General features: G+C 74.3%; 19 protein-coding genes. 16 read left to right on the top strand and 3 right to left on the bottom strand.

What is annotated here, in order from left to right:
* Nucleotides 1-170: 170 nt before the first annotated feature.
* From IEZ17_RS06395 to IEZ17_RS06385, 3 genes are read left to right on the top strand one after another with little or no spacing between them, the layout of a single operon-like run.
* A complete protein-coding gene (locus tag IEZ17_RS06395; RefSeq protein WP_189297296.1) occupies nt 171-1,169 on the top strand; it encodes an NADPH:quinone oxidoreductase family protein in 999 nt (332 codons plus the stop codon).
* On the top strand, nt 1,166-2,383 hold the full coding sequence (locus IEZ17_RS06390; RefSeq protein WP_189297294.1) for an acyl-CoA dehydrogenase family protein: 1,218 nt from the start codon (nt 1,166-1,168) through the stop codon (nt 2,381-2,383). Before IEZ17_RS06395 ends, IEZ17_RS06390 begins: the two co-directional genes overlap by 4 nt.
* Nucleotides 2,380-3,525 (top strand): acyl-CoA dehydrogenase family protein, encoded by a 1,146-nt coding sequence (locus tag IEZ17_RS06385; protein ID WP_189297292.1) that lies wholly within the window; start codon nt 2,380-2,382, stop codon nt 3,523-3,525. The genes IEZ17_RS06390 and IEZ17_RS06385 overlap by 4 nt, the downstream gene beginning before the upstream one ends.
* Nucleotides 3,526-3,656: 131 nt before the next feature.
* Here the strand turns inward: IEZ17_RS06385 and IEZ17_RS06380 are convergent, their stop codons facing one another.
* Nucleotides 3,657-4,223, bottom strand: coding sequence for a hypothetical protein (locus IEZ17_RS06380; RefSeq protein WP_189297290.1), 567 nt, complete (start codon nt 4,221-4,223; stop codon nt 3,657-3,659).
* A 217-nt stretch (nt 4,224-4,440) separates the two neighbouring features.
* Here IEZ17_RS06380 and IEZ17_RS06375 point away from each other — a divergent pair, with 217 nt between their 5' ends.
* Nucleotides 4,441-5,784 carry a hypothetical protein gene (locus tag IEZ17_RS06375; RefSeq protein ID WP_189297288.1) on the top strand — a complete coding sequence of 448 codons (1,344 nt, stop codon included), beginning with the start codon at nt 4,441-4,443 and terminating at the stop codon, nt 5,782-5,784.
* 138 nt (nt 5,785-5,922) lie between these two features.
* Here IEZ17_RS06375 and IEZ17_RS06370 read toward each other — a convergent pair whose 3' ends face one another.
* Nucleotides 5,923-6,444, bottom strand: coding sequence for a cell wall hydrolase (locus tag IEZ17_RS06370; RefSeq protein ID WP_189297287.1), 522 nt, complete (start codon nt 6,442-6,444; stop codon nt 5,923-5,925).
* Between the two features lie 112 nt (nt 6,445-6,556).
* On the opposite strand from IEZ17_RS06370, the gene IEZ17_RS06365 reads away from it, so the two are divergent.
* From IEZ17_RS06365 to IEZ17_RS06335, 7 genes are all read left to right on the top strand, one after another.
* On the top strand, nt 6,557-7,783 hold the full coding sequence (locus IEZ17_RS06365; RefSeq protein ID WP_189297285.1) for a S1 family peptidase: 1,227 nt from the start codon (nt 6,557-6,559) through the stop codon (nt 7,781-7,783).
* Nucleotides 7,784-7,913: 130 nt separating this feature from the next.
* On the top strand, nt 7,914-9,509 hold the full coding sequence (locus tag IEZ17_RS06360; RefSeq protein WP_189297283.1) for an ABC transporter substrate-binding protein: 1,596 nt from the start codon (nt 7,914-7,916) through the stop codon (nt 9,507-9,509).
* 83 nt (nt 9,510-9,592) lie between these two features.
* Nucleotides 9,593-10,549, top strand: a complete 957-nt coding sequence (locus tag IEZ17_RS06355; protein WP_189297281.1) for an ABC transporter permease — start codon at nt 9,593-9,595, stop codon at nt 10,547-10,549.
* On the top strand, nt 10,542-11,447 hold the full coding sequence (locus tag IEZ17_RS06350) for an ABC transporter permease (RefSeq protein ID WP_189297279.1): 906 nt from the start codon (nt 10,542-10,544) through the stop codon (nt 11,445-11,447). The genes IEZ17_RS06355 and IEZ17_RS06350 overlap by 8 nt, the downstream gene beginning before the upstream one ends.
* A gap of 71 nt (nt 11,448-11,518) precedes the next feature.
* Nucleotides 11,519-12,445, top strand: a complete 927-nt coding sequence (locus IEZ17_RS06345) for an ABC transporter ATP-binding protein (RefSeq protein WP_189297657.1) — start codon at nt 11,519-11,521, stop codon at nt 12,443-12,445.
* Nucleotides 12,438-13,118, top strand: coding sequence for an ABC transporter ATP-binding protein (locus tag IEZ17_RS06340; RefSeq protein ID WP_189297277.1), 681 nt, complete (start codon nt 12,438-12,440; stop codon nt 13,116-13,118). The genes IEZ17_RS06345 and IEZ17_RS06340 overlap by 8 nt, the downstream gene beginning before the upstream one ends.
* A 65-nt stretch (nt 13,119-13,183) precedes the next feature.
* Nucleotides 13,184-13,669 carry an acyl-CoA thioesterase gene (locus tag IEZ17_RS06335; protein ID WP_229851950.1) on the top strand — a complete coding sequence of 162 codons (486 nt, stop codon included), beginning with the start codon at nt 13,184-13,186 and terminating at the stop codon, nt 13,667-13,669.
* Nucleotides 13,670-13,705: 36 nt separating this feature from the next.
* Here the strand turns inward: IEZ17_RS06335 and IEZ17_RS06330 are convergent, their stop codons facing one another.
* Entirely contained in the window at nt 13,706-14,494 is a 789-nt protein-coding gene (locus IEZ17_RS06330; RefSeq protein WP_189297275.1) for a DeoR/GlpR family DNA-binding transcription regulator, read from the bottom strand.
* Nucleotides 14,495-14,775: 281 nt separating this feature from the next.
* Between IEZ17_RS06330 and IEZ17_RS06325 the strand changes: the two genes are divergently transcribed.
* From IEZ17_RS06325 to IEZ17_RS06305, 5 genes are all read left to right on the top strand, one after another.
* Nucleotides 14,776-16,095 carry an MFS transporter gene (locus IEZ17_RS06325; protein WP_189297273.1) on the top strand — a complete coding sequence of 440 codons (1,320 nt, stop codon included), beginning with the start codon at nt 14,776-14,778 and terminating at the stop codon, nt 16,093-16,095.
* Between the two features lie 13 nt (nt 16,096-16,108).
* Nucleotides 16,109-17,692: an FGGY-family carbohydrate kinase gene (locus IEZ17_RS06320; RefSeq protein ID WP_189297271.1), complete on the top strand. Its 1,584-nt coding sequence runs from the start codon at nt 16,109-16,111 to the stop codon at nt 17,690-17,692.
* Nucleotides 17,685-19,193, top strand: coding sequence for an FGGY-family carbohydrate kinase (locus IEZ17_RS06315; protein WP_189297268.1), 1,509 nt, complete (start codon nt 17,685-17,687; stop codon nt 19,191-19,193). The genes IEZ17_RS06320 and IEZ17_RS06315 overlap by 8 nt, the downstream gene beginning before the upstream one ends.
* On the top strand, nt 19,190-19,816 hold the full coding sequence (locus IEZ17_RS06310; protein WP_189297266.1) for a histidine phosphatase family protein: 627 nt from the start codon (nt 19,190-19,192) through the stop codon (nt 19,814-19,816). Before IEZ17_RS06315 ends, IEZ17_RS06310 begins: the two co-directional genes overlap by 4 nt.
* A gap of 129 nt (nt 19,817-19,945) precedes the next feature.
* Nucleotides 19,946-20,956, top strand: a 1,011-nt coding sequence (locus tag IEZ17_RS06305) for a 2-hydroxyacid dehydrogenase (protein WP_189297264.1), incomplete at its 3' end; no start/stop codon positions are given.

Below are 20,956 nucleotides of genomic sequence, written 5' to 3'. Positions count from 1 at the left end.
GGAGCCTGCCCCTGCCAGTACCAGGATCGCGGGGTGGGCGGCCGGCGAAACCGGCGCGGCGGGTCGGCCAGGACTGTTCCGTCAGGGATACCGACCGCTTAGTATGCCCGTGGCGAGGGTCCGCTGCGACCCCGCACCAGCCGAATGACCGAGGTCTGTGGAGGCATCAGGTGAAGGCATGGCGCGTACACGCGAACGGCGAGCCGCGGGAGGTGATGCGGCCGGAGGAGGTGCCGGATCCGCAGCCGGGGCCGGGGCAGCTGCTGCTACGGGTCCGGGCCGCCAATGTGAACTTCCCGGACGCGCTGCTGTGCCGCGGCCAGTACCAGGTCCGGCCGCCGCTGCCGTTCACTCCGGGCGTGGAGATCTGCGGCGAGGTGCTGGCCGCGGGGGAGGGGGTGGCCGGCGCGGTCGGCACGCGGGTGCTGGCCCAACCGCCGCTGCCCGACGGCGGCTTCGCCGAGCTGGCGGTCGTCGACGCGGCCACGGTGCGCCCCGCCCCCGAAGCGCTGGACGACGCCGAGGCCGCCGCGCTGCACATCGGCTACCAGACCGGCTGGTTCGGACTGCACCGCCGGGCCCGGATCCAGGCGGGCGAGACGCTGCTGGTGCACGCCGCGGCCGGCGGGGTCGGCAGCGCCGCCGTGCAGCTCGGCAGGGCCGCCGGCGCGCGCGTCATCGGCGTCGTCGGCGGCGCGGAAAAGGCGCGTACCGCACGGGAGTTGGGCTGCGACGTGGTGCTCGACCGGCGCTGTGACGACATCATCGCGGGGGTGAAGGAGGCCACCGGCGGGCGGGGCGCGGACGTCGTCTACGACCCGGTCGGCGGCGACGCGTACACGCAGTCCGCCAAGTGCATCGCGTTCGAGGGCCGGATCATCGTCGTCGGTTTCGCCAGCGGCGTCATCCCCACCCCCGCCCTCAACCACGCCCTGGTCAAGAACTACACCGTCCTGGGCCTGCACTGGGGCCTCTACAACACCAAGGCCCCGGCCGCCGTCGACGCCTGCCACGACGAGCTCGCCAAACTCGCGGCCCAGGGGGCGGTCAAGCCGCTGATCGGCGGCCGGGTGCCGCTGGCGGGCGCCGCCGAGGCCGTCCAGCGGGTCGCCGACGGCGACTCCGTCGGCCGCCTCGTGGTGGTCCCCGGAATGGAGGAGACACGATGACCGACGCCGCCGAACTGCGCCGGCGCACCGCCGAGTTGCTGGCCGCCCATCCTCCGGCCGGCACCGAGCGCCTGGACTTCCTGCGGGCCCGTTTCGACGCCGGGCTGGCCTGGGTCCACTTCCCCGAAGGGCTCGGCGGGCTGGACGCCCCGCGTGCCCTCCAGGCGGTCGTGGACGCGGAGCTGGACGCCGCCGGAGCCCCCGGGAACGACCCCGGCCGGATCGGCATCGGCCTCGGCATGGCCGCGCCCACCATCCTGCGCTACGGCACCGACGAGCAGCGGCGGCGCTTCCTGCGCCCGCTGTGGACCGGCGAGGAGGTGTGGTGCCAGCTCTTCAGCGAGCCCGGTGCCGGCTCCGACCTGGCGGCGCTCGCGACCCGGGCGGTACGCGAGGGGGACGACTGGATCGTCGACGGGCAGAAGGTGTGGACCTCCAGCGCACATCTGGCGCGCTGGGCGATCCTGATCGCGCGCACCGACCCCGACGTGCCCAAGCACCGCGGCATCAGCTACTTCGTCTGCGATATGACCGATCCGGGCGTCGAAGTGCGCCCACTGCGGCAGATCACCGGCGAGGCCGAGTTCAACGAGGTGTTCCTGACCGGGGTGCGCATCCCCGACGCGCACCGGCTCGGCGAGGTCGGCGAGGGCTGGCGGGTCGCCCAGACCACGCTGATGAACGAGCGGGTCGCCATCGGCGGCGTCCGGACCCCGCGCGAGGGCGGAATGATCGGCGTCGCCGCCGCCGACTGGCGGGCCCGCCCCGAACTGCGCACCCACGACCTGCACCGGCGGCTGCTGACGCTCTGGGTGGAGGCCGAGGTCGCCCGGCTGACCGGCGAGCGGCTGCGCCAGCAGCTCTCCCCCACTCTCGACTCCGTTCGAGCGGGAGGTGCCCCCGCGGGCCAGCCCGGCCCCGAGGGCAGCGGGATGAAGCTGGCCTTCGCCCGGCTCGCCCAGCAGATCAGCGGCTGGGAGGTGGAGTTCCTGGCCGAGGACGGGCTGGTCTACGACGACTGGACGCTGCGGCGCCCCGAAGGCGTCGACTTCACCGGCCGCGAGGCGGGCTACCGCTATCTGCGCGCCAAGGGGAACTCCATCGAAGGAGGCACCTCCGAAGTGCTGCTCAACATCGTCGCCGAGCGCGTGCTGGGCCTGCCGCCCGAGCCGCGTACCGACAAGGACGTCGCGTGGAAGGACCTCCCCCGATGACCACCGCCACCGAAATGCCGGACCCCGACCTCCTCTACACCGACGAGGAGGAGGCCCTGCGCGCCGCGGTCCGCGCCCTGCTCGCCGACCGCTGCGATCCGGCAACCGTGCTCGCCGGCGCGGAGTCGGGCCGGCCGTACGACCCGGAGCTGTGGCGGGCGCTCGCCACGGACATCGGCACCGCGGGGCTGCTGGTCCCGGAGAAGCTCGGCGGAGCGGGCGCGAGCGCCCGCGAGGCCGCCGTCGTCCTGGAGGAGCTGGGCCGCGCGGTCGCACCGGTGCCGTATCTGACCGGTGCGGTGAGCGCGGTCAGTGCGTTGCTGGGCTGCGATCCGTCCCAGGAGGCGGTCGCCGTGCCGCTGGCCGCGCTGGCGGCGGGCAGCGGCACCGGCGTGCTCGCCGTTCCGCTGCCGGCCGCGCCCGGCGGGAGTGCCGCACCGACCGTACGGGCCGACGGCACCGGCGCGCTGACCGGCCGGGTCGGCTCGGTCGCCGACGCGGCGGGCGCCGGACTCCTGCTCGTACCGGCCGACGGGCCCGGCGGCCCGGCGCTCTACGCGGTCGACGCCGACGCGGCGGGCGTGCGGACCGAGGCCGTCACCCCGCTCGACCTCACCCGCCCCCTCGCGCACCTCACCTTCGACCGGGCCCCCGGACGCCTGCTGGCCACCGGCGACCGGGCGAGGACCGCGGTGGACCGCGCGCTGCTCACCGGGGCGGGGCTGCTCGCCTCGGAACAGCTCGGGATCGCCGAGTGGTGCCTGACCGAGACCGTGCGGCACACCGCCGAGCGCACCCAGTTCGGCCGCCCGGTCGGCTCGTTCCAGGCGCTCAAGCACCGGATGGCCGCGCTGTGGCTGGAGGTCGCCTCGGCCCGCGCCGCCGCCCGCAATGCCGCCGACGCGCTGGCGAGCGGCAGTCCCGACGCCCCGGTGGCGGTCGCGGTGGCCCAGGCGTACTGCGCGCCGGTGGCGGTGCACGCCGCCGAGGAGTGCATCCAGCTGCACGGCGGCATCGGCATGACCTGGGAGCACCCGGCGCATCTCTTCCTCAAGCGTGCCAAGAGCGATGAGATCGCCCTCGGCACGCCGGGGCGGCACCGGGACGCGCTGGCCGGACTGGTCGATCTGGCCGCCCCGTAGCCGGCGTCGGGAGGTGTCGGATCCGCCGCGCCGCCACCGGCCCCGTCGGCGCCGCGGCGGATCCGACGGGCCGGTGACGCAGCCCAGTTGGCGCCCCGGCCCGGCTGGCCCCGGCCCGGTCGGCGGTCGGCTCATTCGGTGACGGCGAACGGCTTGCTGAAGGCGTGGACCGCGCCGTTGCCGGAGACCACCTCCAGGGAGTACGCCGGGCCCGGCCGCACCCGCGGCAGGGTCACGATCGCCTCGCCGGCCGCCGCGGACCCGGCCCGCGGCGAGACCCGCGCCAGCCGCTGGGCGCGACCGCGGCCCGCGGCGGAGCTCAGCCAGACGTCCACGTCGGTGCCGGTGGTGTTCGTCCAGTCCACCGGGAAGCTGCCGTGCGCCCGGAGGCTGATCGGGCCGGTGGGGGCGGTGACCCGGATCCACCCGGCCTGCCGGAGCGGTGCGGGCGGCCGTGGCCCGGGGGCGCGGGCCGCGGTCGCGGCCAGCGCGGTGGTCGCGGCACGCGCGGCCGAGTCGCCCTGGACGGTGGCGGTGACGTCGGTGAGAGCGGCGCTCGCCGGGGTGGGGGGCGGGGGCCCGATGCTCGGGGAGTCGAGGTGGTGCGAGGGGGCGAGTTTGAGAACCAGCGTGCAGCCGACAGCGGTGGCGGCGACGGCGATGGCGAGGGAATTGGCCATCTCGGCGGCCCTGCCCATGGTGTCCTCCTTTGCTCGGGGGAGGGACGAGCCGGAACATCCCCGGTGACCTTGATCATCAAAAACGGCACGCGGAGCGACCACCCGGCTGGTCAGCTCCCGCGCGACAGGGCCGGTGAGGGCGGTGCATACTGCGCCGCCGGACGGCCGTTCCCGGTGTGGATTCCGCAAACATCGGAGGGTGTCCTGAAAGTGCGGTTCGGGTAGCGTCGAATCCATGAAGACCGCAACCCGTCGTGTGCTGATCGGACCGGTTCTCCTGCTGCTGGCCGCTCTGCTGGCGATGGCCGCTGTGGCCGCGCCGGGTGCGTATGCCGCAGGTGGGCTGGACGCGGCGGCGGCTGTGCTGCGGAAGGGACCCGTCTACGTGGACCCCCGCGCCTCGGGTCAGTTTCCGGCCAGTCAGGCGGACGCCCTCACCAAGAAGATCAAGGACTCCGGCAAGCCGGTCTTCGTCGCCGTACTGCCCCGCACCTCCGACTACCAGCCCCGGACGCTGCTCCAGGACCTGCGCACCAAGGTCGGCATCAGCGGTGTCTACGCGGTCGAGTTCGGCGACCGCTTCAACGCCGGCGCCGACCCCCGGGTCATGCCGCGCAGCGCCGTCCAGAACCTCGTCGGCGCCGTCAACCGCTCCTCGTACCCGACCGTCGCCGAGCGCCTCAACAGCTTCGTCGACACGGCGGCCGGCGAGGCGCGCGGTCACGCCCCGTCCTCCTGGGGCAGCACCGGCGGCGCCGGCTTCGACACCGGCACCGCGATCGGCATCGGTGCGCTGATCGTGATCGGGGGCGGCGGTGCCTACGCCATCACCCGCCGCAACCGCCGCAGGCGGGCCGAGGAGGAGCGCGCCGCCCTCGAAGAGCTGCGGGTGGTGGTCGACGAGGACATCACCGCCTTCGGCGAGGAGCTGGACCGGCTCGACTTCGACCCCGGCGAGCCCGGCGCCGACGACGCGATGCGCGCCGACTACGCCCACGCCCTGGACGCCTACGAGGACGCCAAGTCGGCGATGGCCGCGGCCGAGCACCCGCGCGACGTGCAGGCCGTCACCAGGGCGCTGGAGGACGGACGCTTCTCGCTCGCCACGCTGGCCGCCCGCCGCGAGGGCAAGCCGGTGCCCGAGCGCCGGCCGCCGTGCTTCTTCGACCCGCGGCACGGCCCGTCCGCCGTCGACGTGGCCTGGGCCCCGTCCGGCGGCGCCGAGCGCACCGTCCCGGTCTGCGCCGCGGACAAGGCCCGCCTGGACGAGGGCCGCGAGCCGCTGGCGCGCACGGTCCGCACCCCGCAGGGCGACCGCCCCTACTGGGACGCGGGCCCGGCCTACGCCCCCTGGGCCGGCGGCTACTTCGGCAGCGGGCTGCTCCCCGGACTCCTGGTCGGCACCGTGCTCGGCCACATGATGATGTCCACGCCCGCCTACGGCGCCGACTTCGGCGGCTACCAGGGCGCCGACGGCGGCGATGTCACCGGCGCCGATTTCAACCCCGACGACTTCGGCGGCGGGTTCGGCGACGGCGGGTTCGGAGGCGGCGACGGGGGCTTCGGCGGCGACTTCTGACCCGGCACCGCGCCAGGGCCCGGCACCGCGCCAGGGCCCGGCACCGCGCCAGGGCCCGGCACCGCGCCAGGGCCCGGCTCCGTTCCAGGGGCCGGGCTCCTCGTATGCCCCGGGAGGGCAGCCGCCAACCGGCAGCCGCTAACGGGCCGCCGCCGCACCGGAGTTGGCCGTCACCGCCCGCTTGGCGCCCAGGAAGCGCGCATAGCGAGGCCGGGCCGCGAAGTCGGCATAGCGCCACACCGCCGGCCGGCCCACCTCCCGGCACAGGTGCAGCACCTGGTCGGGGCCCAGGTGGACGCCCAGGTGGGCGCCGTATCCCGGTGGCCGGTCCGCGACCGGTCCGGCGTCGAAGAGGACCAGGTCCAGCGGGCGCGGAGGGTCGGCCCGCCGGGTTGCGCGCCGGTCCGCCCACAGCTCGGCCGAGCGCAACGGGGGGATCAGCAGGCCGAAGTGGTACAGGACGGCATAGGCGTACCGCTGGCAGTTGGCGCCGCCGGTGAGGCCGGCGGGCCCGTCCGCCGTGTGTGACGGGCATTCAGGTGGCGCCGCTCCCGGATGGCGGGCGCCCGAGTAGGCGACGTTGCGCAGCGCCCCGGGCAGTGCGTCGAACGCGACCGGGCCGTGGACGGCGGGGACTTGGGGACGGGGGTGGGACGTCACCGGGCCATCATGCAGGTGCTCTCTCCCGTGCCGCCTGTCGCGGGGTCGAGGAGTCTGGGGGCCTGAGCCCGGCCGGATCCGACGTGTACTCGACACCGCGAGGAGATCCCCGATGGAACGCCGCTTTCGCAAGGCCGCTCTCTGGAGTGCGGCCGTGGTCGCCATGGTGGCGGCCGTCGCCCCGCACAGTCCGGCGGACGCCGTGCCGCAGCCCGACCCCAGTCCCCAGCCCTCCCAGCGCAGCATGCTCGACGCGATGCGCCGCGACCTGGGGCTGACGCCGGCTCAGGCACGGACCCGGATCGCGCAGGAGGCCGAGGCGCAGCACACGGCCCTCGCGGTGCGCCGGGCGCTGTCCGTACCGCCCGCCGGGATGTGGTTCGACAAGGAGACCGGCAAGCTCGTCGTCGCGGTCACCGGCCCCGCCGACGTCCGCCGCGTGCGGGCCGTGGGCGCGGTGCCCAAGGTCGTCCGGCACAGCCGGGCCACGCTCAACGGGGTGGTGCGGCAGATCGCCGAGCGCGCCGGCCGCGGCGTACCGGGCGTCACCGGCTGGGGCGTGGACGAGCGGGCCAACGGGGTCGTGGTGCGGGTCGACCGCGCGTCGCGGACCAAGCGGACCGCCGGCTTCGAAAGCGCGGTGCGGCAGGTCGCGGTGCGCTCGCGGGTCCCGGTCACCCTCGAGCGCAGCGACCAGGCGCCGCGCCAGCAGAGCGGCACGGTCGTCGGCGGCCAGCGCTGGATGCCGGGCACCGAAGGCATCTGCTCCATCGGCTTCTCGGTGACCGGTCCGGGCAGCTACCGGGGCTTTCTGACGGCGGGCCACTGCACCCTGAAGCCCGATCTGCCGGCGTACGGCAAGGACGGCAGCCTGATGGGGACTTCGAACGAGGGAGGGGCGCACAGCGTCAACGGGAGCGAGGGCGACTTCGGGCTGGTCACGGTCAACCAGCCGGACTGGAAGCTGAGTTCGGCGGTGGCGGGCCAGGGCGGCAGTCCGGTTCCGGTCACCGGCTCCCAGGAGGGCATCGTCGGGACGTCGATCTGCCACTCGGGCCAGACCAGCGGCTGGCGCTGCGGCGAGATCACCCGCACCGGGCAGACCGTGGACTACGGCACCGCCGTCGTCAACGGTCTGTCCTTCACCAACGCCTGCTCGGCGGCCGGGGATTCGGGCGGTTCGTACGTCACCCAGCCCGGTGCCCCGAAGGCCGTCGGGGTGCACTCCGGCGGCGGCGCCGCGACCTGCAAGACCGGCGGGGACACCGTCACCATCTTCCAGCCGATCGAGCCGGCGCTGGAGAAGTGGGATCTGCGGCTGGTGACCGGCACCCCGTGAGCCCCGGACCGGGGCGGTCCACGGTGGCCACCAGGACCGATTCATGGCCATGCCTTTACGTACTGTTTAATAGCAGCTGCTCAATTGCGAGCAATGCGCAATAACAGTCGATCTTCAAAGGGGTGTGGGCATGACGGCCCGGTCCATACGGGGTGCGGTCGCCGCGGCGACGGCGGCCACCATGGCGCTCGCGGCAACGGCCTGCGCGGCACCGGGCGGCGGTCGGGGCGCCGGCAGGGCCGCGGACACCGCGGTCGTCGGGATCGCCCACGAGCCGGAGACGCTCAGCCCGCTGCTGGGCTACGGCAAGGACGGCAACTCCAAGATCTTCGACGGACTGCTCACCCACGACGCCGGGATGACGCTCAGGCCCGCCCTCGCCGCCGCGCTCCCCAAGGTCACCGACGGCGGGACGACCTACACCTACCCGCTCCGCCGCGGCGTCACCTTCAGCGACGGCACGCCCTTCACCGCCGACGACGTGGTCTTCACCTACGACACCATCCTCGACGCGAAGACCGACAACGCCTCCAAGGCCGAACTGGACGCCATCGAGAAGGTCGAGAAGAAGGACGACCGGACCGTCGCCTTCCATCTCAAGTACCCCTACGCGCCGTTCGCCGAGCGCACCGTCCTGCCCATCGCCCCCCGGCACATCGCCGGCAGGCAGGACGTCAACACCGGCTCCTTCACCACCAGACCGATCGGCACCGGGCCGTACGTCCTCACCGGCTGGTCCAAGGGCGAGAAGCTCACCTTCACCGCCAACCCCCGCTACTGGGGCGGTGCGCCCAAGGTGAAGCACCTCACCATGGCGATCGTCAAGGACGACGACATCCGCGCCACCCGGCTGCGCTCCGGCGACCTCGACGGCGCCGTCCTGCCGCCCGACCTCGCCGCCACCTTCAAGGCCGGCAGCGGCCGGAAGACCCTGGCCGCCAGGACCTACGACTACCGCAACGTCACCCTGCCCGGCGCCAACCCGGTCACCGGCGACCGGGCCGTACGCCGCGCACTGGACCTCGCGGTGGACCGCCGGGCCATGGTCGAGGGCATCCTGAGCGGCGCCGGCAAGCCCGCCTACGGGCCGGTGCCCACCGACAGCCCGTGGTTCGCCAAGGGCACCGAGCGCCCGTACGACTTCGCGAAGGCGCAGCGCATCCTCGACGACGCGGGCTGGAAGCAGGGCGGCGACGGCATCCGGGAGAAGGACGGCCGCCGCGCCTCCTTCACCCTCTGGTACCTCTCCGGCGACAAGCTCCGCCAGGAGCACGCGCTGGCCTTCGCCTCGGACGCCAAGAAGGCCGGCATCGAGGCCAGGGTCGAGTCCGGCACCTGGGAAGCCATCGAGCCGAACATGAAGCAGGACGCGGTGCTCGCCGGCGGCGGCAGCCCCGCCGACCCCGACTTCGACCAGTACCTGCTGCTGCACTCCTCGCTCGCCGGAGACGGCTTCAACAACATGTCGCGGTACGCCGATCCGACCGTCGACGAGCAGCTGGTCGCGGCCCGCCGCACCGACGACCGGGGCGCCCGCAAGGCGGCCTACGACACCGTCCAGCGGCGGCTGGCCGACGACCCGGCCTACATCTTCCTCACCCACGTCGACCACCTCTACGTCGTCGCCGGCCGCTGGCAGGGCCTGACCACCCAGGTCGAGCCGCACGACCACGGGCTGGCCTCCGGCCCCTGGTGGAACGTAGAGGACTGGCAGCCCGCCACGTGACCGGACTCCCGCACTCCCGGTTCCGCTCACGCGGGGGGACCGCCGTCCTGCCGGCCTCGCCGCCCTGGGGGCCGATGGCACGGATGGCGGCACGGCGGGCGCTGCTCGCGGTGCCGGTCCTGCTCGCCGTCACCCTCGGGGTGTTCGCGATCGCCGCGGCCTCGCCCTTCGACCCGGTGCAGGCGTACGCGGGCACCGCCGGGCTGACCGCCTCACAGGAGAACCTCGACCAGCTCCGGCACAACCTCGGCGCCGACCGCCCGCTGCCCGCCCGCTGGTGGGACTGGCTCACCGGCGCCCTCACCGGCGACCTCGGCGACTCGGCCTCGCTGCGCGCCCCGGTCTCCCAGGTCATCGGCGAACGCATCGGCTGGTCGGTGCTGCTCTGCGCCCTCGCCTTCGCGTTCGCCGTGCTCGCCGGCACCCTCCTCGGCGTGCTGGCCGCCCGGCGCCGCGGCGGTCTGCTCGACCGCGCGGTCACCGCCGCCGCCTACACCCTGGAAGCCGCGCCGCCGTTCTGGCTCGGACTCCTCGCCGTCTGGCTGGGCGCGATCGAACTGGGCGTGCTGCCGCCCGGCGGACTCACCGACACCGGCAGCGACGTCGCCACCGCGGGCCAGATCACCCGCCATGCGCTGCTGCCCGCGCTGGTGCTGGCCGTCTCCCAGCTCCCGTGGTTCGTGCTCTACGTACGGCAGGGCGTCGGCGACGCGCTGGACGAGGACCCGGTACGCGGCGCCCGGGCGCGCGGGCTGCGGGAGCGGACCGTACTGCTCCGGCACGCGCTGCGCTCCGGCCTGCTGCCCGTGCTGACCCTCATCGGCTCCCGGGTCCCGGAACTGATCACCGGTGCGCTGCTGGTCGAGACCGTCTTCAGCTGGCCGGGCATCGCCGCCGCCACCGTCCAGGCGGCCACCGGTGTGGACTTCCCGCTGCTGGCCGCACTGACGGTGCTCGCCACCGCCGCCGTGCTGGTGGGCAATCTGCTCTCCGACCTGCTGTACGGACTGGCCGACCCGAGGGTGGGGTTCGATGGCTGATGCCGGCAACTCCCTTGAAACGTACGGTGGTTGGCGTGACGCACCGGGCGCGGGGCGCGCGGCCGGCAGCCGTACGGGGCGGGCCCTGCGGGTGTGGGTCTGCGCCGGGCTGCTGGTGCTCATCGTCCTCGCCGTCCTTGTCGTCCCGCCGCTCCTCCCCCTGGACCAGCAGGCGGTGGACCTGGCCGCCAAGCTCCAACCCCCGTCCCCGGCACATCCGTTCGGCACCGACGAGGTCGGGCGCGATCTGCTGCTGCGGTGTGTCCACGGGCTGCGCGTGTCGCTGCTGGTCGGGGTGGTCGCGGCGCTGGCCGCCACCGTCCTCGGCACCGCCGTCGGCGCGCTGGCCGGCGCCCTCGGCGGCTGGTCCGACCGCGCCGTGATGCGCCTGGTCGACCTGTTCTCCTCTGTGCCGCATCTGCTGCTGGGCATCTTCATCGTGGCGATGTTCCGGCCCGGCGTCTGGCCGGTGATCGTCTCGGTGGCGCTGACGCACTGGCTGTCGACCGCGCGCATCGTCCGCGCCGAGCTGCTCTCGCTGCGCTCCCGGCCGTATCTCGACGCCGCGCTCACCGGCGGTGCCTCCCGCCGGCGGGTGGCGGTCCGTCATCTCCTGCCCGCCGTACTGCCGCAGGCCGGACTCGCCGCCGTCCTCATGGTCCCGCACGCCATCTGGCACGAGTCCGCGCTCTCGTTCCTGGGCCTGGGGCTGCCCGCCCACGAGGCGAGCCTGGGCAGCATGGCCAACGCCGCCCGCGGCTCCCTGCTGGCCGGCGCCTGGTGGCCCACACTCTTCCCCGGCCTGTTCATCATCGTCCCCACCCTCGCCGTCGCGGGCCTGGCCGGCGCCTGGCGGGAGCGGACCAACCCGCGCCGCCGTTCGGAGCTGATGCTGTGACCGCCACCCATCCCGGTCCCGCCGGCAGCCGGCCCGTGCTGTCCGTCCGCGGGCTGTCCGTCCGCTTCCGGATGCCCGGCGGCCGGTCGGTCGCCGCGGTCACCGATGTCACCTTCGCGATGGCGCCGGGGGAGTGCCTGGCCCTGGTCGGGGAGAGCGGCTGCGGCAAGTCCGTGCTGGCCTCGGCGCTGCTGGGACTGCTGCCCGGCAACGCGCAGACGGCCGGTAGGGCGCTGCTCGCCGCCGGCTCCGCGGAGACCGAGCTGCTGACCGCGTCCGAGGCCGAGCTGGCCCGGTCGGTCCGCGGCCGGCGCATCGGCCTCGTACCGCAGAGCCCGGCCGCGCACCTCACCCCCGTACGCACGGTGCGCTCCCAACTGGAGGAGACCGTGAAGGAGTTGACCGGCATCACGCGGCGGGCGGAGCTGCGGGCGGCGGCGGAGCGGGCCGCCGGGCGCGCCGCCTTCCCGCCGGACCACCTCGACCGCCACCCCCACCAGCTCTCCGGCGGCCTGGCCCAGCGCGCCGCGACCGCGCTGGCGCTGGTCGGCGACGCGCCGCTGCTGCTCGCCGACGAGCCGACCACCGGCCTGGACCGCCCGCTGGTGGACCGTACGGTCGACGAGCTCAAGCGGCACCTCGGCGGCGACCGCGCACTGCTGATGATCACTCACGACCTGGAGGCGGCCGAGCGGATCGCCGACCGGGTCGCCGTGATGTACGCCGGCCGGATCGTCGAACTCACCGACGCACCGCGGTTCTTCGGCGCCCCAGGACCGCGGCACCCCTACGCCCGCGGGCTGCTCGACGCGCTGCCCGGCCGCGCCTTCGCCCCCCTCCCGGGCATGCCGCCCGAACTCGGCGCGCTGCCGGACGGCTGCGCCTTCGCCGCCCGCTGCGACCGGGCCACCGCCACCTGCACGACGGTCCCCGAACTGCACGACGGCGTCGCCTGCCACCACCAGGTCACGGCGGGAAAGGACGCCCGGCATGCTTGAACTGTGCGACATCACGGCCGGATACGACCGCCGGACCCCGGTCGTCCGCGGAATCTCGCTGACCGTCGCCCCCGGGGAGGCGGTCGGGCTGCTGGGCCCCAGCGGCTGCGGCAAGTCCACCCTCGCCCGGGTCGCGGCGCTGCTGCACCGGCCCGACGCCGGCACCGTGATCCTGGACGGCGAGCCCGCCCGGCGCTGGCGGCACCGCGCACCGCGGGACCTGCGTACCGCCTTCGGTGTCCTGTTCCAGCAGCCCCGGCTCTCCGCCGACCCCCGCCTGCGCCTCGCCGAACTGATCGCCGAGCCGTTGCGCGCCACCGGCCGCCGGCGCGAGATCCCGGCCCGGGTGGGGGAGTTGGCGGACCGGGTCGGCCTCGGGCCGGAGCTGCTCGCCCGCCGTCCGCACGAGGTCAGCGACGGCCAGCTGCAACGCGCCTGCCTGGCCCGCGCCCTGGTGCTGCGGCCGCCCTGGCTGATCTGCGACGAGATGACCGCGATGCTGGACGCCTCCACCACCGCGGCGCTGGTGGCGGTCGTCGAGTCGTACCGCCGGGAGAGCGGCGCCGGACTCCTGGCGGTCGGCCATGACCGCACCCTCCTTACGCGCTGGTGCGACCGGACGGTCCGCTGGGCCGAGTTGGGCGGCTCCGCGGAAAGGCCCCGCACCCGTTGATCGCCGCCGCCTACGATGGCAACCCGGGAAGCAGGGATCGGGAATCCAGGGAAGCGGGAGAGATCGTGGCGGACGGGGTCGAGGCAGTGGTGGAAGCGGACGGGATCGTGGCGGTACGGGCAGCCGAGCCGTTCACCGTGCCCGTCGTCGTCCGGGGCTACGAGACCGACACTCAGGGCCATCTCAACCAGAGCGTCTACCTCCAGTACGCCGAGCACGCCCGCTGGTCGCTGCTCCAGGCGAGCGGCATCGGGCAGAGCGCCATGGTGGCCACCGGCATCGGCCCGGTGACCATCGAGACCACCATCCGCTACCGGCGCGAACTGCGGGCCGGCGACGAGGTAGAGGTGAGTGCCGCGATCGTCTGGGGCGAGGGCAGGACCTTCGTCTTCGAGCAGACCGTGCGCAGGACGGACGGCACGGTGGCCGCCGAGATCAGCGCCGTCTGCGGGCTGCTGGACCTCACCGAGCGCAAGCTGGTCAAGGACCCCGGGGCGGCGCTGCGCGCACTGGCCGACGACCCGTCACCGCTCGGCCTGTCCGCGGAGTGAGCTGACCGAGGGGGACGCACCCCGCGGCTCCCCGTGTCAGGACGCCCCGCGCGCCGGCACCACCAGCACCTCCGTGCCGCCCGCCCGCACCGCCCGTACCTGCTCCGCCGGGAGTCCGTCGTCGACGATCAGCAGGTCGAAGTCGGTCAGCGGCGCCAGCGCGTACAGCCCGTCCTTGGCGAACTTGGTGTGGTCGGCCACCAGCACCCGCCGCGCCGCGCTCTCCATCATGGCCCGCTTGACCTGCACGGTCTCCGGCGAGGTGTGGTAGCAGCGGCCGTTGGTGACGGCCGTGGTGGACAGGAACAGCACATCGGCGCGGTAGGCCCGTACGGCGTCCGCGGTGTGCAGCCCCATGAAGGCGTCATACGCCGGGAAGTACGCCCCGCCGAGCGTGATCAGCGAGATGCCGGGCTCCTTGGCGAGCGTGGTGACGGCCGGCAGCGAGTTGGTGATCACGGTCAGCGGGGTGTGCTCGGCGGCCTGGTGCGCCAGCAGCAGACAGGTGGTGCTGTCGTCGAGCAGCACCGTCTGCCCAGGGACCAGCAGCCCTGCGGCGGCCCGCGCCAGCAGCTGCTTGGTCGCCGCCATGGTCGCCATCCGCTCCGCCACGCTGCCGTGGAACTGCGCCGACGGCAGCCCGGTCGCCCCGCCCCGCACTTTGCGAAGCCAGCCCTGCGCCTGGAGCGCGTCCAGATCCCGGTGGGCCGTCATCAGGCTGATCCCGAACTCCGCCGCGAGGTCCGAGGTCCGGACGAACCCGCGGGCGATCACGCTCTCCCGTATCCGGCGCCGCCGTTCCTCCTGCGCCTCGACCCGGTCCATCGCCCCGTTCCTTCCCGCCGCGGTACGGCACACCGCACTTCCGGCACGGCCCGCCCGCGTGAACTCGCCACGTTATGTTCGCACCGATTTAACACGGCGCCCGCGGTCGAGCGCACTGCGGATGCCGGTTCCGCCCCGACGCAACACGGCAGGTCGCCGCCCCGATGCGAAGATTCCGGCCACCCTTGACGGCCCTTTTGCGCCAGCGGTTGCATCACTGCGTCCTCCACCGGCCGCCGCCGAAACCCGCCGCTGAACCCGCCGCAGAAAGGGGAGCTTCGATGACGAACCCTCCTCCGCGTTCGCCGATCACACGCCGGGCACCGATCACCCGTCTCGGCATCCCGCCCACCCTCGCCTGGGGCTACCTCGGGCTGCTCCTCTTCATGGTCGGAGACGGAGTCGAGTCCGGCTACCTCTCGCCGTACCTCATCGACCGGGGCATCCCCGAGTCCCTGGTCGCCGTCCTGTTCACCGTCTACGGCATCGCCGCCGCCCTCGCCGCCTGGCTCTCCGGCGTGCTCGCCGACCTGTGGGGCCCGCGCCGGGTGATGTGGACCGGCCTCGCCATCTGGACCGTCTTCCAACTGCTCTTCCTGGGCGCCGCCATCCCGGCGTCCAGCTATCCGCTGATGCTCCTCGGCTACGGCCTCCGCGGGCTGGGGTATCCGCTGTTCGCCTACGGGTTCCTGGTCTGGATCGCCGGCGTCGCGCCCCGGGCGCGGCTGGGCACGGCCATGGGCTGGTTCTGGTTCGCGTTCACCGGCGGGCTGCCGACGCTCGGTTCCCTCGTCGCCAGCGGGCTGATCCCGCACATCGGCGCCTACGCCACGCTGTGGGCGGCGCTGGCGCTGGTGGCCGCGGGCGGGCTGATCGCGCTGCTGCTCGTCCGCGACGAACACGGCGGCAAGCGGCAGCGGCCTGCGGGCGAGGGGCCGCTGGCCACCCTGCTCGGCAGCATCACGATCCTGTGGCGCAACCCCCGGGTCGGCGCCGGATCCGTCGTACGGGTCATCAACACCGCGTCGCAGTTCGGCTTCTTCGTCATCCTGCCGATCCACTTCACCAGGACCGTCGGCTTCAGCCTCACCCAATGGCTGCACCTGCTCAGCGCGATGTTCGCCACCAACATCTTCGCCAACCTGCTGTTCGGCGTGGTCGGCGACCGGCTCGGCTGGCGGCGCACCGTCGCCTGGTTCGGCGGCGCCGGCTGCACCCTGAGCACCCTGCTCCTCTTCTACGTCCCGACGGCGGCGGGCCCGCACTTCCCGCTCGCCTTGGCCGTGGCCGCGTTCTACGGGGCTACGCTGGCAGGATACGTACCGATATCAGCGTTGATGCCCTCTCTGGAACCGCGGCACAAGGGACAGGCGCTGGCCGCGCTCAACCTGGGCGCCGGCGCCAGCACCTTCGTCGGACCCGCCGTCGTCGCGGCCTTCGTCGGGCCGCTCGGCGTCGAAGGGGTGGTCTGGATCTTCGCGGGGATGTACGCGGTGAGCACCGTACTCACCCTCTTCCTGAAGCTGCCGGACGAGTCGGCCGCCGGGGCGGGCGCCGGCCGGGACGCCGCCGCACCGCACGCCGCCTCGGCCCGGGCGTGAAAGGACCCCACTGATGTCCGTACTGACCATCGACGTCGGCACCACCGTCATCAAGTCCGTCGTCTTCGACGACCAGGGCACCGAGATCGCGGTCTCCCGGGTCGCCACCGAAGTGCTCCGCCCGCACCCCGGCTGGGCCGAACAGGACATGGACGCCGTCTGGCAGGCCGTCGTCCGCACCGTCCGCGAGGTCCTCGCCGAGCTGACCGACCCGGTCCGGCTGGTCTCCTTCACCGCGCAGGGCGACGGCGCCTGGCTCGTCGACGACCGCGGGCGGCCCACCGGCCCGGCGATCCTCTGGTCCGACGGCCGGGCCGGGGACCAGCTCACCGCCTGGCAGCGCGACGGCGTCCTGGAAGCGGCCTTCCGCCGCAACGGCTCGCTGACCTGCGCCGGCATGCCCAACGCCCTCTTCAGCTGGCTCGCCGCCCACGACCCGGACCGGCTGGCCCGCTCCGCCACCTCGCTCACCGCCGCCGGCTGGCTCTTCCTCCGCCTCACCGGCGTGTGCGCCAGCGACGAGTCGGACGCCTCGGCGCCGTTCCTCGACCACACCACCGGCGACTACGACCCGCAGATCCTCGACCTGTTCGGCCTGGCCGCGTACGCCCGGCTGCTGCCCACCGTCCTCGGCGAGTCCCAGCGGATCGCCGAGATCACCCGCCAGGCCGCGGACCGGCTGGGGCTGCCGGCCGGGCTGCCCGTCGTGATGGCCCCGTACGACATCGCCGCCACCGCCCGCGGCGTCGGCGTGGTCAACCCCGGCCAGGCGTGCGGCATCCTCGGCACCACGCTGTGCACCGAGATCGTCCGCACCGAGATCGACACCACCGGCGAGCCGTCCGGCATCAACATCGCCTACCGCGGGCGGGAACGCGTGCTGCGCGCCTTCCCCACCCTCAACGGCGCCGAGGTGCTCGGCTGGGCGGCCCGGCTGCTGCACCTCCCCGGGCCGCCGGAACTGGCCCGCCTGGCCTTCGAGTCGCGGCCCGGCGCCCGCGGGCTGATGTTCCTGCCCTATCTCTCCCCGGCCGGCGAGCGCGCGCCGTTCCTCGACCCGGGCGCCCGCGGCTCCTTCTGGGGCCTGTCCCTGGAGCACACCCCGGCCGACCTCGCCCGCGCCGTGTTCGACGGGCTCTCGCTGGTCCTGCGCGACTCGCTGGCCGCGGCCCGTACGGACATCACCGAGCTGCGGCTGTGCGGCGGCGGCGCCAACAGCGACGCCTGGTGCGCGCTGATCGCCGATGCCACGGGGGTGCCCACGGCCCGCTCCGGCGACACCGAACTCGGCGCCAAGGGGGCCTTCCTCACCGGCCTGGTCCGCACCGGCGCCGAGAGCAGCATGCACCGTGCCGCGGACAAGTACGTCCGGATGCAGCGGAGTTGGCAGCCCGACCGGGAACGCACGGAGTTCTACGCCGCGCTCCACGACGACTTCCTCCACTGGCGCACCATCGCCCGGGAGGCGGGCTGGCGGGGCGCCGCGACATGGCCCGGGCACGCCGGGCGGACGGCGCCCGACGCACCCATAGCCCGCCGCATCGACACCACCCACCACCCCGCCGCGACCCCCGCCCCTGGAGGCACCCGTGTCTGACCAGCACCCTCCCGGAAGTACCGCCACCCTCGACGGCATCTGGCTCGGCCTCGACCTCGGCACCCAGAGCGCCCGCTGCCTCGCCGTCGACGGCACCGGGCAGGTCCTCGCCACCGCCGCCCGCCCGCTCACCGGCCGGCGGGTGGGCAGACGTCATGAGCAGGACGCCGAGGAGTGGTGGAGCGCGCTGTCCGCGGCCTGCCGGGAGGCGCTGGCGGGCATCGACGCCACCCGGGTCCGCGGGCTGGCCGTCGACGGCACCTCGGGCACCATCCTGCTCGCCGACGCGCACGGCGCCCCGCTCACCCCGGGGCTGATGTACGACGACGGGCGCGCCGCCGACCAGGCCGCGGCGGTCAACGAGGCCGGCGGAGCGGTCTGGCGCGAGCTGGGCTACCGCAGCATGCCGCCGTCCTGGGCGCTGCCCAAGCTCCGCTGGCTGCTGGACCACGAGCCGGGACTCGCCAACGGAACCCGGCTGCTTCACCAAGTCGACGTCGTCACCTGGAAGTTGGTGGGGCATCAGGTCCCCAGCGACGCCAGCCATGCGCTCAAGACCGGCTACCACCTCGTCGAGGAGCGCTGGCCGCACGAGGTATTGGACCGGCTCGGCGTCCCCGAGACCCTGCTGCCCGACGTCGTACGGCCGGGCACCGTACTCGGCACCGTCTGCGCCGAGGCCGCCGAAGCCACCGGCATCCCCGCCGGAACGGCCGTCGTCGCCGGCATGACCGACGGCTGCGCCGCGCAGATCGGCGCCGGCGCGCTCACGCCGGGCGCCTGGAACGCGGTGCTCGGCACCACCCTCGTCCTCAAGGGCAGCAGCGACCATCTGATCCGCGATCCGGCGGGCGTGGTCTACTGCCACCGCGGACCCGGGGAGAGCTGGCTGCCGGGCGGCGCCTCCAGCAGTGGCGCGGGCGTCATCTCCCAGTACTTCCACAGCGAGAACCTCGACGTGCTCACCGAGCAGGCCGCCGCCCTGGACCCGGACGCGGTCGCCTACCCCCTGGTCTCCACCGGCGGCGAGCGCTTCCCGTTCCGCGCTCCCGAGGCCGAACCCTTCATCCTCGGCGACGTCCCCACCCGCGCCGCCGAGTTCCACGCCTACCTGCTCGGCGTCGCCTGCATCGAACGGCTCTGCTTCGACTACCTCGACCACCTCGGCGCGCCCACCGGCGGCCCGCTCACCCTCACCGGCGGCGGCGCCCGCAACGCCTACTGGTGCCGGCTGCGCGCCGAGGTCCTGGGCCGCCCGGTGCACGTCCCGGAACACGCCGAAGGCGCCCTCGGCATGGCCGTGCTCGCTGCCACCGCCTCCGGCGCGAGCCTTCGCGACGCAGCCGCCGCGATGGTCCGCCCCGGCACCGAACTCCGCCCCGACCCGGCCCGCACCGCCCGCTACCTCCCCGTCTACCTCCGCTTCATCGACGAACTCACCCGCCGCGGCTGGCTCGACCCCGCCGTCGCCGACCACGCCCGCAGGAGGGCCGCGCAGTGACCGACTTCATCCTCGTACGCCACGGCGAGACCGTCTGGCATGCGGAGAACCGCTACGCCGGCCGCTCCGACGTCCCGCTCACCGCCCACGGCCGCGAGCAGGCCCAGGCCCTCGCCCACTGGGCCGCCACCGCCGGCCTCACCGCCGTCTGGAGCTCCCCGCTCTCCCGTGCCCGGCTCACCGCCGCCCCCGCCGCCGACGCCTGCGGACTGACCCCGCACATCGACGAACGGCTCTACGAGGTCGACTTCGGCCGGGGCGAGGGCCTGACCCGGGACGAGATGCGGCAGCGCTTCCCGCAGCGGCTGGCCGCCTTTCTCGCCGACCCGGTCGAGAACCACCTCCCCGGCGGCGAACACCCGCGCCGGGCCGCCGAACGCGCCGCCGCCTGCCTCGCCGACATCGCCCGCGAGCAGCCCGACGGCCGGGTCCTCGTGGTCGCCCACTCCACCCTCGTGCGGGTCCTGCTCTGCCATCTGCTCGGCATCCCGCTCGCCGACTACCGCCGGGTCTTCCCCCAGCTGCACAACGGCGCCCTCACCGAGATCCGTATCGAGCACGGGCAGACCGCGCTGCTGCGCCTCAACGCCCCCGCCCTCGCCCAGACCCCCGCCCTGCACTGACCGGCCGCACGGCCCGCACCGCCCCTACCGCCACTGAGGAGACGCACCCCGCATGAGTGAACGAAGCGAACGAATCATTGAAAGGTGCTTTCCGTGCGCATGCACGGCCGAGCGACGCGAGGTGGTGGCATGACCACCACCGTCCTCGCCGCCGGCAACCACTTCATCCGCCCGAGCCTGTTCAGCGCGGCCGTACGCAAGGCGGCCGGCGACACGCCCCTGGAGATACGCGAGCTCCAATTCGGCTGGCCGCACACCCCGTTCGGCCCGGTCGCCGAGGTCATCGAGGCGTCCGGCACCGAGGACGAGATGATCGAGGCCCTCCAGGGCGTCGAGATCTGCGTCACCGAACACGGCCCGCTCACCGAGCGCATCCTCGCCCACTGCCCCGACCTCAAGCTCTTCTGCACCAGCCGCGGCGGCCCGGTCAACGCCAACCTCGAAGCCGCCACCCGGCACGGCGTCGCCGTCTGCCACGCCCCCGGCCGCAACGCCACCGCCACCGCCGAACACACCCTCACCCTGCTGCTGGCCGCCGCCCGCGGCGTCGGCGACACCCACACCGACCTGCGCCGCGGCGTCTGGCGCGGCGACTACTACGACTACGACAACTGCGGCATCGAGATCGACGGCGCCACCGTCGGCCTGATCGGCTTCGGCGCCATCGGCAGCCGCGTCGCCAAGGTCCTGCACGCCATGGGCGCCCGCGTCCTCGTCCACGACCCCTACGTGCGCCCCGAAGCACTGGCCGGCATCGCCGAGCAGGTCTCCCTCGACGACCTCCTCACCCGCTCCCGCATCGTCTCGCTGCACGCCCGGGTCACCCCGGAGACCACCGGCATGATCGGCCGCGACCAGCTCGCCGCGATGCCGCGCGGCGCGGTGCTCGTCAACTGCGCCAGGGGCGTGCTGCTGGACTACGACGCGGTCTGCGACGCCCTGGAATCCGGGCAGCTGGCCGGCGCCGGCTTCGACGTCTTCCCCGAGGAGCCGATCCCGGCCGGCTCCCGGCTGCTGACCGCCCCCCGCGTCGTGCTCACCCCGCACATCGCGGGCGGCAGCCGGCAGGTCGCCCACAAGGCGGCGGAGATCGTCGCCGGCGACGTCGGCCGCTACCTGCGCGGTGAACCGCTCCGCCAT

The organism is Streptomyces albospinus, from assembly GCF_014648695.1.
GTDB lineage: Bacteria > Actinomycetota > Actinomycetes > Streptomycetales > Streptomycetaceae > Streptomyces > Streptomyces albospinus.
The sequence above is the reverse complement of the archived record's forward strand: the minus strand, read 5'-3'. Positions and strand labels throughout refer to the sequence as shown.

Bases quoted from the DNA above. Each gene is read 5' to 3' on its own strand.
- IEZ17_RS06390 (WP_189297294.1), top strand. From the start codon at position 1,166: ATGACCGACGCCGCCGAACTGCGCCGGCGCACCGCCGAGTTGCTGGCC.
- IEZ17_RS06385 (WP_189297292.1), top strand. From the start codon at position 2,380: ATGACCACCGCCACCGAAATGCCGGACCCCGACCTCCTCTACACCGAC.
- IEZ17_RS06380 (WP_189297290.1), bottom strand. From the start codon at position 4,223: ATGGGCAGGGCCGCCGAGATGGCCAATTCCCTCGCCATCGCCGTCGCC.
- IEZ17_RS06375 (WP_189297288.1), top strand. From the start codon at position 4,441: ATGAAGACCGCAACCCGTCGTGTGCTGATCGGACCGGTTCTCCTGCTG.
- IEZ17_RS06365 (WP_189297285.1), top strand. From the start codon at position 6,557: ATGGAACGCCGCTTTCGCAAGGCCGCTCTCTGGAGTGCGGCCGTGGTC.
- IEZ17_RS06360 (WP_189297283.1), top strand. From the start codon at position 7,914: ATGACGGCCCGGTCCATACGGGGTGCGGTCGCCGCGGCGACGGCGGCC.
- IEZ17_RS06355 (WP_189297281.1), top strand. From the start codon at position 9,593: ATGGCGGCACGGCGGGCGCTGCTCGCGGTGCCGGTCCTGCTCGCCGTC.
- IEZ17_RS06350 (WP_189297279.1), top strand. From the start codon at position 10,542: ATGGCTGATGCCGGCAACTCCCTTGAAACGTACGGTGGTTGGCGTGAC.
- IEZ17_RS06345 (WP_189297657.1), top strand. From the start codon at position 11,519: ATGCCCGGCGGCCGGTCGGTCGCCGCGGTCACCGATGTCACCTTCGCG.
- IEZ17_RS06340 (WP_189297277.1), top strand. From the start codon at position 12,438: ATGCTTGAACTGTGCGACATCACGGCCGGATACGACCGCCGGACCCCG.
- IEZ17_RS06330 (WP_189297275.1), bottom strand. From the start codon at position 14,494: ATGGACCGGGTCGAGGCGCAGGAGGAACGGCGGCGCCGGATACGGGAG.
- IEZ17_RS06325 (WP_189297273.1), top strand. From the start codon at position 14,776: ATGACGAACCCTCCTCCGCGTTCGCCGATCACACGCCGGGCACCGATC.
- IEZ17_RS06320 (WP_189297271.1), top strand. From the start codon at position 16,109: ATGTCCGTACTGACCATCGACGTCGGCACCACCGTCATCAAGTCCGTC.